At 48.5% G+C, this 14,647-nt stretch carries 10 protein-coding genes; 7 read left to right on the top strand and 3 right to left on the bottom strand.

Annotated elements, in window-relative coordinates; translation table 11 throughout:
* Nucleotides 1-80: 80 nt before the first annotated feature.
* The 4 genes from MHB80_RS19680 (at nucleotide 81) to MHB80_RS19665 (ending at nucleotide 8,484) form a co-directional block, all read left to right on the top strand.
* Nucleotides 81-1,721, top strand: coding sequence for a helix-turn-helix domain-containing protein (locus tag MHB80_RS19680; protein ID WP_341278556.1), 1,641 nt, complete (start codon nucleotides 81-83; stop codon nucleotides 1,719-1,721).
* 119 nt (nucleotides 1,722-1,840) lie between these two features.
* Nucleotides 1,841-2,494, top strand: a complete 654-nt coding sequence (locus MHB80_RS19675; RefSeq protein ID WP_341278555.1) for a stalk domain-containing protein — start codon at nucleotides 1,841-1,843, stop codon at nucleotides 2,492-2,494.
* A 474-nt stretch (nucleotides 2,495-2,968) separates the two neighbouring features.
* Complete coding sequence (locus MHB80_RS19670; protein WP_341278554.1) at nucleotides 2,969-4,723, top strand: HAMP domain-containing methyl-accepting chemotaxis protein; 1,755 nt, start codon at nucleotides 2,969-2,971, stop codon at nucleotides 4,721-4,723.
* 80 nt (nucleotides 4,724-4,803) lie between these two features.
* Nucleotides 4,804-8,484, top strand: a complete 3,681-nt coding sequence (locus MHB80_RS19665) for an amino acid adenylation domain-containing protein (RefSeq protein WP_341278553.1) — start codon at nucleotides 4,804-4,806, stop codon at nucleotides 8,482-8,484.
* Nucleotides 8,485-8,574: 90 nt separating this feature from the next.
* Here MHB80_RS19665 and MHB80_RS19660 read toward each other — a convergent pair whose 3' ends face one another.
* Complete coding sequence (locus MHB80_RS19660) at nucleotides 8,575-8,871, bottom strand: hypothetical protein (protein WP_341278552.1); 297 nt, start codon at nucleotides 8,869-8,871, stop codon at nucleotides 8,575-8,577.
* 256 nt (nucleotides 8,872-9,127) lie between these two features.
* Here MHB80_RS19660 and MHB80_RS19655 point away from each other — a divergent pair, with 256 nt between their 5' ends.
* Complete coding sequence (locus MHB80_RS19655; protein WP_341278551.1) at nucleotides 9,128-10,231, top strand: MBL fold metallo-hydrolase; 1,104 nt, start codon at nucleotides 9,128-9,130, stop codon at nucleotides 10,229-10,231.
* A gap of 232 nt (nucleotides 10,232-10,463) precedes the next feature.
* Here the strand turns inward: MHB80_RS19655 and MHB80_RS19650 are convergent, their stop codons facing one another.
* Both MHB80_RS19650 and MHB80_RS19645 read right to left on the bottom strand, forming a co-directional pair.
* Nucleotides 10,464-12,077: an AraC family transcriptional regulator gene (locus MHB80_RS19650; protein WP_341278550.1), complete on the bottom strand. Its 1,614-nt coding sequence runs from the start codon at nucleotides 12,075-12,077 to the stop codon at nucleotides 10,464-10,466.
* Nucleotides 12,078-12,294: 217 nt separating this feature from the next.
* Nucleotides 12,295-13,308: an ABC transporter substrate-binding protein gene (locus MHB80_RS19645; protein WP_341278549.1), complete on the bottom strand. Its 1,014-nt coding sequence runs from the start codon at nucleotides 13,306-13,308 to the stop codon at nucleotides 12,295-12,297.
* A gap of 233 nt (nucleotides 13,309-13,541) precedes the next feature.
* On the opposite strand from MHB80_RS19645, the gene MHB80_RS19640 reads away from it, so the two are divergent.
* Both MHB80_RS19640 and MHB80_RS19635 read left to right on the top strand, forming a co-directional pair.
* A complete protein-coding gene (locus MHB80_RS19640; RefSeq protein ID WP_341278548.1) occupies nucleotides 13,542-13,676 on the top strand; it encodes a hypothetical protein in 135 nt (44 codons plus the stop codon).
* Nucleotides 13,677-13,945: 269 nt separating this feature from the next.
* The gene (locus tag MHB80_RS19635) at nucleotides 13,946-14,647 is read left to right on the top strand and encodes a metal-dependent hydrolase (RefSeq protein ID WP_341278547.1); all 702 of its coding nucleotides are present in this window, start codon (nucleotides 13,946-13,948) and stop codon (nucleotides 14,645-14,647) included.

Genomic DNA, 14,647 nt, shown 5'->3' with positions numbered 1-14,647 from the left:
AGCCGTTTACGTCTCTGCAGGAATCTTTTATAATGGGAGCATGTTATTGATAACAGTTATCACTGGGCAGGGGGTAAAAGATGGCATATCAGCATGATGGACAAGCTTCTGCGTTTCCTCCTGCCCTCAAATTCTTGGGGCTGGAGTATCGGTTCTATGACGACTGCGAGGAAAATGAAGAGCAGGGCAGGGGACGGGCCTTCGTCTGGCTGACCGCCTACACACTGCTGGCCGTCACGCAGGGGCAGGGCACCATTTCGATAAATGGGGTGAGCCATCTCGCCACTTACGGCAAATGCTTTTTGCTGGCCCCCAACACAGCGATCAGCGTCGAAAGCGAGGCTTTTCAGCCGATTCGATTATATAAGCTCTCTTTCGAGATAGATGCACAGGATGAGGAATTGCTTGTTGGAAGCGGCGAAATGGTTTTTGAGCCGTTTACATTATTGGAAGACATGCTGCTGTCGCTTCGTGGCAAGCCGCCCCGTGGAAAGCTGGAGGCGCTCCAACGCCATATTCGTTTTCAGCAGCTCATGCTGGAGGTTTTGAAGCGCCAGCACAAAGCGGAGGATGAGCTGGATGCTAGAAGGGCAGTGGAGCGGACGATTTCTTTTATGCAGCATTCGTACAAAGAGGAAATTTCTATTGGGCGTCTGGCGCAGGAAGTGAATATAAGCCGTTGGCAATATGGGGAAAAGTTCAAAGCGTTGACGGGCAGCACGCCAACCGCCTATTTGGCTGCACTGCGGATTGAGCGGGCGAAGCAGCTGTTGCTGAGTCAAACGTCCCGCGTTCGCGATATTGCCGGGCGGGTCGGCTTCGGAGATGAATATTATTTTAGCCGGCGCTTCAAGCAAATGACTGGGCTTACACCGACGCAATACATGCAGGAGTTCGGTCGCGCTCCGCGTATATTTTCGATTCAATATATTGGGGAGCTGCTGGCGCTAGGCATTCGTCCGATTGCGGTGAACAGCGCGATGTTTCCTGTTTTTGAAGAAGAGCTGCTGCGCGGTGTTCATAGTATTGAGGAGCCTGTTGATGCAGAGCAAATTATGCGGCTCAATCCCGATTTGATTTTATATCCCAGTTTTACAAAGGCGGCGCTCGTCGATCAACTGGTGAAAATTGCGCCTATGGCGCACGTGAGCTGGCAGGATGATGTGTATGGACGGCTGCGTACGATGGGTGAGCTGCTGGGCAGACAAAAGGAGGCTGAGGAGTGGATTGCTGGCTATATGGAGAAGGCTGTGCTGGCACGCGAGCGGCTAGGGAATTGCATCCGGCCGGGCGAGACGGCTTCGGCGTTCGTTTATGTGGATCAGACGCTGTATATGTATGGGACGCATCATTTTGGGCATACGCTCTATCATGGGGTCGGCTTTGAGCAGCCGGAGCGATTGAAAGCACTGACGGAGCGGAATAAGCAGCTGAAATGGATGCCGATACAGCTGGAGGAGCTGCCCGTTTATGCAGGTGACCGGGTATTTTTTTCGCTTGCCCATACCGGGATCGATGAGCAGCAAGGAAGGGCGATTTTGAACAATCCAATATGGAACAGCCTGCCCGCCGTCCGCAGCGGCTGCGCCTATGTCTTCGATCAAGTATGGGGGAATTACAATCCGATTACGCTGGATAAGCATTTGGAGGAAGTCATAAGGCTGCTTGAAGAAACGGGCTCATGCAGCACCGCATCTGGTTCCTCAGATGCAGGCTTCTAGACGGCTGTCCGGAAGCGGCAAGGAAATTAGAACTATTTTTGCGGAAAATGGTTTTAAGCGCATGCAGAGGAGGTAATGATTGGGGGAATATTATTTTCAATAGATAGGGGTAGATAGATGTGAAAAGCAAAAAAATGGTCATTTCCGCAGCAGTATTCGGCATGGTGCTTACTGGCTCGGCAGGCGTATATGCAGGAAGCAATTTGGAGCAAATTAAAGCATATTTGAATAATGGCTTAAAAATCGAACTTAATGGCAGCACTTATACGCCAGTTGATGGCAATGGCGCCAAGCAGGCTCCAATTACTTATAAAGGCTCGACCTATTTGCCGGTGCGCTCGATTGCAGATGCCTTGAACGTGCCCGTTACTTACGATGCAGGGAGCAATAAAGTGAAAATTGGCAGCAGCAGTTCCACGGGAGGCGGCGGTACCAACAGCAATGTGTACACTGGCCAGCGCCCGAAATATTTGCCGGCAGATTTCCCGATTCCGAAAGATGCGAAAATGAAAGAAACGGTGGAAAACAACCGGGACAACAAAAAATCGGTGTACTTTGTCTATGAGACGCAAAATGATTTAGAATCGCTTGGCGTATCCTACAAAGCTTACTTCCAAATGAAAGAGCTGACGGATACTTCAGAGGATGTAAGCAGCACATCATTAACGATGGTCGGCAAAAAGGGTGAGGATTTAGCTGTAACGATTACCGGTGCTCCTGACCGGGACAAAGATGGCTATAACGAAATTACAGTGGTATGGTCAGGCAAGTGATATATTCGTTTTAGCAAGCTGTTATACTCGGTTTGAGAGCAGGCGGACACAGGGATTTCCTGTCGTCCGCTTGTTTGCGTTTTGCCGGTTGTATAAATTTTTACATAAGATAAATAACAATTTAGCAAAATCTATTACTATTCGTATCGAATAGGTCGATAGTATTAATAGTATCTGTTGAATAATGTATTGAGCTAGTTTGAGGGGAAACTTTCGGCAGATCAAATATAGAGAAATAGGTAGAAGAGCGAGGGAGTGATCAATGTTTAGAATTTTCTGATAAATAAACCGGTATAAGGCTAAAGTACGAATCTGGACTTGGAAAATTTCGACAATAGATCTTTAGTCTCAGTCATGGGTGGGAAGCAAATAGAATGCAGCCAACTGCAACAGCCGGATGACAGAGCCGTGAGCGAACCGCCACAATCATTTTTGAAAGTAGCATTACATCATACACATAGGAGCGTTGACAGAATGCAATTCATAAAACGAATGTCCTTTTTTTCTAAAAATTTGCTGCTTGCCTTCTTTAACATTGTATTAATTGGATCGATCTTAATTGCATCAGGCTACATCATTCAGAAGGATATTTTGATAAAGCAGCTTCGCGGACAAATTAGTGCAATTACACAGGAATGGGCACAGGAAATGGACCCTGCGAAAATCCAGCAAGCGATCAACGAGAAAAGCTACGAAGGCGCCACACAATTGGAATTGAAAGCAACACTGGACCTGATACATAAATATAATCCGAATATCGCGCAGGCTTATGTATTCGGAACAGAGCTGACGAATGGCAATCAAACGTCAATTATTGCTATGCCTACGAATCTGGTAGAAGCTTTCTCCAGCGAAAATATGGGCGTGGGCACGATGTATGAGCAGCCAGCGGCGATGTCTACCGCTATAGGGGAAATGCTGAATATAGGAGTACCTACATTCACCAGCTTTTACTCCGATGATTTTGGTATTTGGACGACAATTCTTTATCCGATTAAAGACAGCAGCGGCAATGTATTTGCTTTCTTCGCGGCGGATGTAGATGCGAGTGCTGTGCCTAACGGTCTGCAAACGCTGCTGATCAGCGGCATTTCGATCATGCTCATTTTCCTTGTGCTCATTTTCTTGCTTCAGTTCTTTATTTCACGTATGACAATGAAGCCGATTAAAGAGCTCATTAAAGGCATTGAGGAAGTGAGCGGAGGCAACTTGAATGTCGAGCTGGAAACGGGCGTCAGCGATCTAGGTATCGTCAATCATAAATTCAACATTATGATTCGCCGGATCAACGACATGATGGTCAAAGTGCGTCTAACGTCGAATGCTGTAACAGATTCTGCTAAATCCTTGTATGAGTTTTCAGAAAAGAACAGCAAGACGGTAGAAGAAATTACTGAAAACATGCGGGAAATCAACGTTGAAATTGCTAACCAGGAGCTGTCCTCCAGCGAAGCAGCCAAAGCGATGAACGAAATGTCAACCGTTATTCAAAACATTGCTCACAGCTCGTCGAGCGTAGCAGTTGAAGCTGGCGATATGGAACACAAATCGAAGGAAGGCAACAAGGTCGTTGGCCAAGTTGTTGAGCAAATGGAGCAGATTGAAAAGTTTGTGGTGGAGTCCTCCGGTGCGATTCAATCCCTTGCCAGCCGTTCACAGGAAATTGAAAACATCGTTTCGCTCATTATGGGAGTTGCGACGCAGACGAATCTTCTAGCGCTTAACGCAGCGATCGAAGCGGCTAGGGTCGGCGAACATGGCAAAGGTTTTGCAGTTGTAGCAGGCGAAGTTCGCAAGCTCGCTGAGCAGTCCAATAGCTCGGCAACTCAGATTTCCACATTGATTAAAGAAATCCAGCAGGAAATTACGACAGCTGTTGATGCATTGAATCTGGGGACAGGTCAAGTTCGTACGGGCTTGCAAATTTCCAGCGAGACGGGTTCGCTTCTGGACGATATTTTGTCCGCTACTCGCAGTGTAACGCTCCAAATTCAAGAAGTATCGAGCTCTACAGAGCAAATTTCTGCAGGTACGGAAGAGTTGACGGCTACGGCTGAAAATCTATCGGCTTCCGCAGGCATTACAGCAGCAAACAGTGCGAAAATTTCTAAATCGATTGCCGAGCAAAAAGAATCGATGAATGCCATTGTAGAATCGTCGACGCAATTGACACAAATGTCGGAAGAGCTGCAAGAGCTCATTAACCATTTCCAAGTCCGTACTTCTTAATCCCAGTATAACTATCATAAAGGGAGCCCTGCGGCTGCTTGCAGTTGCAGGGCAATTCCCCCACAGGAGGTTTTACAATTATGACGGAAAATAAACACACTACAATTAACCAGATTGCTTCCAGCGAATTTGTCTTATTAATCCCACTAGATTTTTCGCGTCATAACCGCACGTATTCTTATGCAACGGAAGAATACGCGCTGGGCGAACAGGTAAGCCAACTGATAGAAACGAGAAAAGAACAGGATTTAGAAGCAGAGGCCGCTGCGGCGTATGCAGCGCTCTTGTACCGACTTTCAAGTGAGAAGCAGCTGCTCATCGGCGTGCAGGGAGCCCAAGGCAAGGTTAAGCCATGGCTAGTCCATATCGAAGAAACGAACACATTTGCAAGTCTGAAAACCTCGTTATTGCATGCTGAAGATAATGGATCATCCTCGGACCAAGCCCATTATGATACTCTCTTCTCGCATCGACACCCGGTACAGCCTACTTCGGAAATGATTAACCTTCAGCTTCAAGAACGCAGTGGAAAGTGGCAGCTCAGCATTCAATATGATCAATCGTTGCTGGGAAAAGCGACCGTCGACCGCTATGCCGCTTATTATACGACGCTGTTCCAAGCAGCCTTAACTAATTCGGCCGCGAGTGTGGCAGCCATTGATCTATTAACCGATGCGGACCGGCTTGTCTATGAGAAAATGAATGCAACAACCGGCGCTTATGACCGCAAGCAGACGATTCATGGCATGATTGAGCTTGCAGCAGCGCAGCATGGCGAGCGAACGGCTGTATCATCTGTACACGGGGAGCTTACCTATCGTCAGCTCAATGAGCAGGCGAATCAAATGGCGAACCTGTTGATCAGCAAAGGCGTGAGCAAAGGCGATTTCGTCACCATTTATATGGAGCGAAGCTTGGAACTGATAGTCAGCTTGCTTGGCATTTTGAAGGCGGGAGCCGCTTATGTGCCACTAGACCCCGAGCATCCGGAGGAGCGCAACCGTTACATTTTGCAAGATACCCGGTCGGTGTTCGTGCTGACCAAAGCGAAATACGAGGAGCAGGCGCAGCATCAGTCCGAAGGGCTTGAGCAGTTGAAGGAAATCATCGTAGTGGAGCATATCGCTTATGACCGGGTAGAGGCTTCGAACCCGAATGCTCAGGTAGCGCCGGATGATTTGGCTTATATTATTTATACGTCCGGCTCTACGGGAAGACCGAAGGGAGCTCTCATTGCGCATGAAGGCGTCGTCAATCTAGGCGACACGGTGCGGCTGGACTGTGAAATCGGACATGAGGATATACTGACGCAGTTCGCCACCTACAGCTTTGACGCATCGGTATGGGATACGATTGGAGCGCTGTTCTATGGTGCGCATTTGTATTTGCTTTCTCCAGAGGAGCGCGTATCTGTTGAGGAATTTGCTTCAGCCATTGAAAGGACGAAAACGACGATTATTACGATTTTGCCAACCGTCTTTTTTAACCAGCTTTCTGCTTATTTATCGGATGAGGGTTACAAAAAGCTTGCAGGCGTAAAGCTGATCACTGTAGCAGGAGAGGCGCTTTATGGCGAGCAGGTTCGGGCGTTCCAGCGGAAGTTCCAGGACAACATTGCGATCGTCAATGTATATGGGCCAACGGAATGCACCGTGTGCACAACAACGCATAAAATCAGTAGCTATATTTCCGATGATTTGACAAACGTGCCAATTGGCAAGCCGATTCAAAACTACAAAGTGTATATCGTCAACGAGCTGAACCAGCTATGCCCCGTACATGTACATGGCGAAGTGCTTATTGAAACAATCGGACTTGCGAAAGGATATTTAAATCAACCGGAGAAAACGGCGGATGCGTTTGTAGCCAATCCATTTGGCGATGGTCAGATTTATAAGTCAGGCGATATTGCGAAGCTGCTGCCGGATGGCACAATCGAATATGTGGGACGCCGGGACTCGCAAATTAAAATTCGCGGACATCGCATTGAGATTGGGGAAATCGAAGACAGCTTTACCAAAATCGCCAATGTGCAAAACGTAGCAGTCATCTGCAAAAAGGATGCACAGGAGCAAAATATGCTCGTCGGCTTCTTTACTTCAAAGGACGGTAAGCCTCTTTCTACCGTTACCATCAAGCAAGAGCTGGGCGATAAGCTGCCCTCTTATTTTGTACCGAAATGGATCGTCCAATTGGACGAAATGCCGATTTCGCCAACCGGAAAAATCGACCGGAAAAAGCTGCAAAGCTATTCCTACCAAGAGGAGCAGATCAGCGTAGACTACGTTGCCCCTCAAAATGGCATTCAACGAATGATTGCGGGCGCATGGGCAGAGGCACTCAGCCTTGTGCATATCGGCATTCATGATGATTTCTTTACGATCGGCGGCGACTCGCTCGGAATTATTCATATTTTAGCAAGTCTTAAGCCATATTACCCAGAATTGAAAATTAATGATTTATTTCAATATAGAACGATTGAAGCGATTGCCGCGCGCATTGAGCAGCTTGCTTCCGAAGCGCCCGAGCAGCAGGAGACGGCCCGCCATGTTGGGCCAGCCTTGCCACTGGAAGAGTTGCCGGCTATGCGCTACAAGCCTGAGCTGCCTGTCAGCTTTGATCAGCAGCCGAAGGGCGTACTGTTGACTGGAGCTACCGGCTATTTAGGCGGATATTTGCTCTATGAGCTGCTTATGCAAAGCGATGCGACCATTTATTGCCTCGTACGGCCAGGAACAGAGTCGGGCGAAGCGAGACTTCGGAGCCATATTGCTTATTATTTTGGAGATGCGGCGATTCCATTAATGGAGGGGCGCGTTGTAGCGGTAGAAGGTAATTTGGAAGCGCCACGGCTCGGTCTTGAGGAGCAGCAGTATCAGCAGTTAATAAGCAGCTTGGATGCGATTATGCACAGTGCAGCGGATGTAAGGCATTTTGGCGAAGAGGGACAATTTGCCCGTACGAATGTGCTGGGGACAGCGTATTTGCTGGAGCTTGCCGCTGCTTGCAGACAAACGGTTCGCTTCCACCATATTTCTACGCTTGGCATTCCGGAAGATCTTGCTTTAAGCGGGCAATGGGAGGCCGTGGTAGCCGCAGGGGAGCTTGCGCCGGAGCTGCGAGTCGAGAGCTTATATACGAACAGCAAGATGGAAGCGGAGAAGCTGCTGTACGCTGCTGCTGAGCAGGGCGTTCCCGTCAGCATTTATCGGGCAGGAAATTTATCCTGCCACTCGGTAAGCGGCAGCTTCCAGCGAAACATTGACAGCAACGCGTTTTACCGGATGCTCAAATCGATGCTGCTGCTTGGACAAGCGCCAGAGGTTACCTGGGATATCGATATTACGCCAATTGATTATGCCGGACAATCGATTGTGAGCTTGGCACTTAAGCCGGATACAGCTGGAGGCGTCTACCATATTTGCAACCCGGAGCCGCTTCCATACGGGAGGTTGATGGACATGCTGCGCAGCAGCGGCTATTCCATCGAAACGTCAAGCCCAGCTGCCTATACGAAGTGGCTGCTTGATAAAGCCATTCCGAAAAATCAGGAGGGTGTGCAGCTCGCTATCGCGCAATTGGAAGGCGACGGGGCGAAGGACTCGGCCTATCGCTACAGCTGCGAGCTGACAAGCGCTGCCTTGCAGCCATCGAGCATTGCATGTGCAGCGCCTAATGAGCAGCTAATCGGAAATATGCTTGCGTATGCAACGTCAATTGGCTACTTCCCGCACGCAAGTGAGCGTCGTCCGGTCAGATAGTCCAATTACAAATTACACAAAACGCCAAGCTTCAGACCTGTGAAGGGCTGGAGCTTGGCGTTTTTTATACGATAAGAAAGGTGGAGCGGGTTAAAAGCTTGGGTTTGGCTTCTGGAAGCTTCTGCTGAGATTTTCAGCGTCAAGATCACGCACGCGCTTCTCGAAATCCTCCAAAACATCAATTAAATAGGATTGACCATCAGATTCTGCTTTGAAAATAAACTTATCGACATCGTGGATGACCACATCGTGGCCGCACAATTTAAGGCATTTGGCGTAATCCTCTACAGTAGGCTGCTGGTTTTCTTCCAGAAAAATCAACCCGTGCAGCGTCTTCGTTTCATGGGGGCGAATGATTTTGAAATGTACGGTATGTTGGATAGGCATATGGGCTTCCTCCTTATTCTTCCGGGCTCACTTCTATTATAATCCATTGGACGCAGGGAAGCTGTGAAAAATGTTACAATCTTTTAGATGATTAGCTAACAGGAGCAAAAGCGCATAGGTTGACATTAACTGAATGATCATTTATTATTAGCGAAGGTGTTCATTTTGCGCTTTATTAAATCTCTTTTATAATAAATGATCGTTCGTTTATGAGGTATCCAGCTTTTATTAACCATCACTTAAAGGAGTAATTGCCATGCTGACTGCTATTATTGTGCTTGCTATACTGCTGCTTGCGGTAGTGCTTGTTTTAAAATTCTATCCTGCGCTCGGAGGCGTGTTAACGAAGGAGCAGCAGGCGGCTTTCTCACATTTGCCCCATTACCAAGACGGCAAGTTTAAAAATTTGAGCACGACGGTCATGGACAACAATGCAGGGGGCTTACTTTCCATGCTGCGAGACTATATGAGAACAAACCCTAATCGCAGGCCGCAGGCTAAGCTGCCATTACAGCAGCTGCAATTTGGCGGGGATGATAAGGGAGAGCAAGCGCAAGTCACTTGGTTTGGACATTCGGCTATGCTGCTTGAACTGGATGGGAAACATATTTTGCTCGATCCGATGTTTGGCCAAGCGCCATCGCCGTTCCCTTTTTTCGGAAACAAGCGTTATAGCGGCAAATTGCCGTTTGAAATTGCCGAGCTGCCGCAAATTGACGCTGTTGTTTTATCCCATGATCATTATGACCATTTGGACTATGATTCCATTCTCAAGCTTAAAAACAAAGTTCGCCGCTTCATCGTTCCGCTCGGTGTAGGCAGCCATTTGGAGCGTTGGGGAGTAGATAAATCCATCATAACGGAGCATGACTGGTGGGAGGAGCTGGAATTTGAAGGCATTCGGTTAGCGGCTGCTCCAGCCCAGCATTTTTCAGGACGAAACTTGAACAATCGGGATTCTACGTTATGGTGCTCCTGGGTTATTACAGGACGCGCAGCTAATATATATTTTAGCGGAGATAGCGGTTATGGTGCGCATTTCAAAGAAATTGGCGAGAAATATGGCCCATTTGACCTGACTCTTATGGAATGTGGACAATATGATCCGCGTTGGGCGGCGATTCATATGATGCCGGAGGAAACGGTGCAGGCGCATGTCGATGTTAAAGGGAAAACGCTGCTTCCCATTCACTGGGGAGCTTTTACGCTCAGCTTTCACGACTGGAATGATCCAGTAGAGCGCGTGACGAGAGCAGCCCAGCAGCTGAATGTACAGGTTGCAACGCCAATCATTGGCGAGCCGGTAGCCGTTGGGGCCGACCGCCTTCCCTCTTCGATTTGGTGGAAAACCGCGCAGTAAAAGGCTAACCAAGGTGAAACGGCTGTCGCCATTCTTTGGCGGCACAGCGCGTTTCAGTCCGAGAAATAGAGAGAACGGATGGAAAAATCCTATCCTTTCCTATATTTCAAGGTGAAACGGCTGTCGCCGTCCTTTGGCGGCGCAGCGCGTTTCAGTCCGAGAAATAGAGAGAACGGATAGCGCATGGATCTACTTTCCTATATTTTCAATAAACCGTCCTGAAGCTCCGGCTTCAGGACGGTTTTTGTAATAGCTTGGGCAGCATGCCAAGCAGCTTGTTTCCTGTTTCCGCATCGCCGTAGTTCCATATATTATCAACTAAGTAAGCCTGCCCCCTTTGGACGGCCGCAAGCTGCTTCCAGAGCGGACTGCTTATGAGCGACTCCATCGCATGCCGCGAATCGTCTGTTTCGGGAACAATCATAAACAGGCGATCTCCGGCATATTGGGGCAACGAGGCTACTGTTATTTCTTTGTAAGCACGCTGAGCGGCAATGAGCATTTTCACTTCACTGACTGGGGCAAAGCCAAGCGGATGGTAGAGGGTGGATGCCAGCCCGCTGCCAGCCATAATAAACAGCCGATTTCCCCGTTCAAAAATAAATACGGAGGCTGTCTCGCCTGCCCTTAAATGGCTGCTTAGCTGCTGCCACATCTGTTCCGTCCGCCGCTTGTGCCTAGCTAACCAGCGCAGCGCCTCCTGTTTTTTGCCAAGCCAGTCTCCAAGCATAAGCAAACGCTCCTCCAGCGTTCCCCAAGAGTTAAAGGCAAGCGTCGGGGCAATGTCCGCCGCCTGCTCATAAATCTGCTCGTCGCCGCTTGCCAAAATAATCAAATCAGGCGCAAGCTCCGTCGCCTGCTCTTTATTGAACATGGGGAAGTCGGAAAAATCCTCCCCCCCGATAGATTGAAAGCCAAGTACATGCAAGTCGCCCAGCGTCTCGCCATAATACAAAATGCGCTGCGGCTCTGCTGGGATGATGACTTGATGTCCCAGCCAGTCTTTGATCTGAACGCGCTGCCGCATGGACAGGGCATATTGCCTTGGCGAACCGCCGGTCATTTGCCGGAAGCGGCGGCTGAAATAATATTCGTCGGCGAAGCCGCACCATTCGGCAATTTCACGCAGCGAGGCATGGGAGTTTGCGAGCCATTCCTTGGCATGGTCAATGCGCAGGGATACCAAATAATCGAGCGGTTTTTTCCCCGTTAGCGCTTTAAACAAGGAGCTGTATTGCCACTGGGCCATGTTCGTCAGCGCCGCGAGCTCCTTGACCGTAAGCGGGGATTTATAATGAAGCTGAATATAGTGCATGGTATCCTCAACTGAATATAGCTGGCGGTCACCTTGGCTTGCCGGAAGATGCTGTTCTAGCAGCATGCCCATTAGCTTCTGGAAAGCGAGATTTTGTTTATATGCCTCGATGCCTTGGAGTGACTTGCCAGCTACCAGTATCGATTCCAGCAGCTTGATATATGGAGCTAGCGGGTAAAGACGCAGCTCGTCCTTGCCAGGAAACAGCGATTGCTGATAAAACGATGGCTGCACATAGTCTACACGAACAACTGAATAGACGAGGCAGTAGTAGTCCATCGTCTCATTCGTCTGGCCATCAAATTGGTAGCAATCTCCGGGAGCTAATTGGAATGCACTGAACGCTTCAAACCGGATAAAGCGATTATTCAAATAAAGCGTGCCTTCACTGTCGACAATAATGAGCAGCGTATGGCTCTCGACGGTTTGCTCGGCAAAAGTAACGTCCGCGGACTTCGTTAGCCGCTTCATGCTCACAAGCTTAAGCAAGAGGTGGTGAAGCGGAACGGACGGGGTTTCATGGGCATTCATGCGAGCGATGCTCCTTACATTTAAGTTCTTTAGCAATACGATTGCTTTGTATCCTTTCATTATGCCACAGATAAGGGGGGAAGCGAATGGACGGAAAGAAGGATTGAACTTTTTGGCTGAAAAAGAAAACAGGCCGAGTCAGGGCTCAATGATGCCCTTTAACTCGACCTGTATCGTTTGTTATTTGCCATTCGTAGCGAGGCTTGCGCAGAAAGCGTTATTTTTTCAAAATTTCTGCTGGCAGCGCGTCAATCAGCCAATCGCGGGAAGTTGCATCGCTGGAAGCTTTCTGGATGTCAAAGTAATATACTTTTCCTGCTTTCACGGCTGGCAGGTTTTTCCAAATCGTGTTTTTTAGCAGCTCTTCTGTGTCTTTCTTGGCATCATCAGGTACGGGATTTAAAATAAAAATCCGATCGCCTGCAGCTTCAGGCAAAATTTCTGCGGAGATTTCCCGGAAGCCTTCGCGAGCGTCAATAATTTCCTGAATGAGTGGAGTCGGCTTGAAGCCATCCTCGTTGTAAACAGCCTGCGAAAGTCCAGCATTAGCCATAATGAACAGACGGTTGCCCGGATACATCGTGAAGATGGAAGCCGTTTCGCCTTCCTTCAGGCCATTCTCGTGCAGCATAGCCCACATTTCTTTGGTTTTCGCTGTATATTGGGCAATCCAGTCCTCGGCTTCTTGCTTCTTATTCAGCAGGTCACCCAAAATGCGCATGCGGTCCTCAAGCGGTGCAAACGTATCGAAGGTAACGGTAGGTGCGACTTTGGCAAGCGCCTCATACTGGGCATCATCTGAATTGCCGAAAATGATCAGATCAGGAGAAAGCGACAATGACTTTTCGACGCTGATGGGAAAGCCTACATCTTCCGCATCTTTAACTTGCTCCTCATAGACGGAGCCTTCTGTGTTTTTCATAACTCCGATAGGTGTAACGCCTAGAGCAAGCAAATCGCCTGTCGTTTCGCCATGGTAAATAACGCGCTGAGGCGTAACCGGCACTTCAACATCGTGGCCTGTCCAGTCCTTGAAAATTCGAGTCCCCGTTTCAGCTTCCGCCGAAGCCGCTGGGCTTTCTGCAGCTGGTGAACTGCTCACTTCTGTAGTAGGAGAGGTGAATACTTGTTCAGCTGAAGGCTGCTCCGTGTTGCTTCCGCATGCCAACAATAATGCCCCCATTAATGTGACAGTAGTAAGTAAAGAAATAATTCGTCCCGCTTGTTTCATTGTGTTTCTCCTCCTGCGTTATCTCAAAGATATTGATAATCATTATCGTCGACTAGCATAATGGATTGCTGCCAGTTGTACAATGGATAAAATTCAAAGCTGATTTTGGTTTGTACAAATGCATGCAAGGGCAGCTGCAGATGTTCACGATCCTGTTAAAATTTCCTGCGCCACTACACCCCATACTCTCCTATAATAAGGATAGAGGAAAATAGTTCAAGGGGGTGTAAGCGATGTTGGCATTATATTGCTTTTTAATTCTTACAGCATGTTTTTTTGGAGGCGTTATTTATATTATGAAAGCCGGAGCGACAATTGTTGAGGATGACTCGGTCATTCAGGATCGGATTCTTGAAGGATTGAGATAGGTTAGCGGCTTAAGGGCGGCCAAGCGATTTTTATCGTTTGGCCGCCTTTTGCTTGAAATATAGGAAAGGATATGATTTTTTCATCCTTCCTCTATATTTCTCGGACTGAAACGTGCCGCGCCGCCAAAGGACGGAGGGCAGCCGTTTCACCTTGGCCTTCGTATATTCAAGGCGATGCTCCTCGCGTTAGGTTGCAACTGTTCAGGCCGGAGCGTAATATGGAAATAAGGACTTCAAGCTAATTTATCGTTAAAGGAGTGTAGGAAGCGATGCAAATTATTTATCATGGTCATTCTGCTGTACAGCTCATAACAGGGGACAAGTCACTGATTATTGATCCGTTTATCAGCGGAAATGGGCAGGCGGTTACGAAATCCGAGGATATTAAAGTGAATGCTGTCCTTCTGACACATGCTCATCAAGATCATATTTTGGATGCGGCGCCAGTAGCTGAAGCTAACGATGCGCCTGTTGTAGCTAATTTTGAGCTTGCGGCATATATGTCCTGGAAAGGTGTTCAGACCATACCGATGAATATCGGAGGCACCGTCGATTTAGGCTTTGCGCAGGCGAAAATGGTGCCGGCTATCCATACGTCGGGCATTATTGACGAAGAAAAGCAGACGATTACATACGGAGGGCTTGCTTCGGGCTTTGTTATTCGCTCCGAAGGGCTGACGATCCTCCATGCCGGCGACACCGCCTTATTCAGCGATATGAAGCTGATCGGCGATCAAGAGGTTATCGATGTTGCCTTTATCCCTATTGGCGACCAGTTTACAATGGGGCCGGAGGAAGCGCTGCAGGCTGCGGAATGGTACCGGGCTAAGCTCGTAATACCGATTCATTATAATACGTTTGAGCCCATCAGGCAGGATGCCGAAAGCTTCGTGCAGGCTCTGGAAGCACGAGGCCTTAATGGCAAAGTGATGGCGCCGGGCGACAAGCTCGACATTATAAAGCAGGCGTAA

The sequence above is a fragment of the Paenibacillus sp. FSL H8-0537 genome (genome assembly GCF_038051995.1).
GTDB lineage: Bacteria > Bacillota > Bacilli > Paenibacillales > Paenibacillaceae > Pristimantibacillus.
The sequence above is the reverse complement of the archived record's forward strand: the minus strand, read 5'-3'. Positions and strand labels throughout refer to the sequence as shown.

Excerpts from the sequence above, each read along its gene's own strand:
- MHB80_RS19660 (WP_341278552.1), bottom strand. The coding sequence starts at position 8,871 with ATGCCTATCCAACATACCGTACATTTCAAAATCATTCGCCCCCATGAA.
- MHB80_RS19665 (WP_341278553.1), top strand. The coding sequence starts at position 4,804 with ATGACGGAAAATAAACACACTACAATTAACCAGATTGCTTCCAGCGAA.
- MHB80_RS19670 (WP_341278554.1), top strand. The coding sequence starts at position 2,969 with ATGCAATTCATAAAACGAATGTCCTTTTTTTCTAAAAATTTGCTGCTT.
- MHB80_RS19655 (WP_341278551.1), top strand. The coding sequence starts at position 9,128 with ATGCTGACTGCTATTATTGTGCTTGCTATACTGCTGCTTGCGGTAGTG.
- MHB80_RS19680 (WP_341278556.1), top strand. The coding sequence starts at position 81 with ATGGCATATCAGCATGATGGACAAGCTTCTGCGTTTCCTCCTGCCCTC.
- MHB80_RS19640 (WP_341278548.1), top strand. The coding sequence starts at position 13,542 with ATGTTGGCATTATATTGCTTTTTAATTCTTACAGCATGTTTTTTTGGA.
- MHB80_RS19645 (WP_341278549.1), bottom strand. The coding sequence starts at position 13,308 with ATGAAACAAGCGGGACGAATTATTTCTTTACTTACTACTGTCACATTA.
- MHB80_RS19650 (WP_341278550.1), bottom strand. The coding sequence starts at position 12,077 with ATGAATGCCCATGAAACCCCGTCCGTTCCGCTTCACCACCTCTTGCTT.
- MHB80_RS19635 (WP_341278547.1), top strand. The coding sequence starts at position 13,946 with ATGCAAATTATTTATCATGGTCATTCTGCTGTACAGCTCATAACAGGG.